Genomic DNA, 394 nt, shown 5'->3' with positions numbered 1-394 from the left:
GGTAACGGCCGAAACAATCGGATTTTCTACGGCGCTTACAGTAGTTCCGTCAGCTTTCGTGTAAACATTATTCGTCGCATCATAGGTAGCATCGGACAGGTCAGAGTACCACTTACCATCTTCACCCTGTACCAAGGTATTGCCGTCAGCGTCTTTTGCTCCCGTAGGTGCAAAGGTAATGCTGCCGTCGCCCATGGAAATGTCTTTTGCCAGCTTAACTTTCAGTGCGTCATTTTCTTTTACGACACCGATATTATTAGCTGCCGTAAATTCACTCGCTCCACCGAGGACATTGAGGGTGGCACCATTTATCTTCGTAATCGTGCCATTTTCAGACGTATCGTCACCAGTGAACTTCAAGTTAACTTTACTGTTTTCACCAATAATGTCGTCG

General features: G+C 46.2%; 1 protein-coding gene. It reads right to left on the bottom strand.

Annotated features, from left to right (window positions below):
* Positions 1-394 (bottom strand): hypothetical protein (locus HMPREF3201_RS11920; RefSeq protein WP_197408276.1); only part of this gene is annotated, 394 nt, incomplete at both ends.

The organism is Megasphaera sp. MJR8396C (assembly GCF_001546855.1).
Classification (GTDB): Bacteria; Bacillota; Negativicutes; order Veillonellales; family Megasphaeraceae; genus Megasphaera.
This window is presented reverse-complemented; position numbering and strand designations above follow the sequence as displayed.